Source organism: Rhodobacter sp. Har01, from assembly GCF_020564565.1.
Classification (GTDB): domain Bacteria; phylum Pseudomonadota; class Alphaproteobacteria; order Rhodobacterales; family Rhodobacteraceae; genus Pseudogemmobacter.
Genome location: NZ_JAJCTD010000044.1, coordinates 1 through 363 on the forward strand (window position 1 = coordinate 1; position 363 = coordinate 363).

The following is a 363-nucleotide window of genomic DNA, read 5'->3' on the forward strand; positions in this document are numbered from 1 at the left end:
ACGACATCCCGATCATCAAGGGCAGCGCCCACCAGGCGATGATCGGCGAGCGCAAGGACATCGGCGAGGATTCGGTCCGCGCGCTGATGAAGGCGGTGGACGACTACATCCCGACCCCGGCGCGGGCGGTCGACCAGCCGTTCCTGATGCCGATCGAGGACGTGTTCTCGATCTCGGGCCGCGGCACCGTGGTCACCGGGCGGGTCGAGCGCGGCGTGATCAACGTCGGTGACGAAGTCGAGATCGTCGGCATCCGCCCGACGGTCAAGTCGGTCTGCACCGGCGTCGAGATGTTCCGCAAGCTCTTGGACCGCGGCGAGGCCGGCGACAACATCGGCGCGCTGCTGCGCGGCATCGACCGCG

General features: G+C 68.6%; 1 protein-coding gene. It reads left to right on the forward strand.

Annotated features, from left to right (window positions below; all coding sequences use genetic code 11):
- The coding region (locus LHP98_RS19740; RefSeq protein ID WP_264473862.1) for an EF-Tu/IF-2/RF-3 family GTPase at nucleotides 1-363 on the forward strand (363 nt) is incomplete at both ends.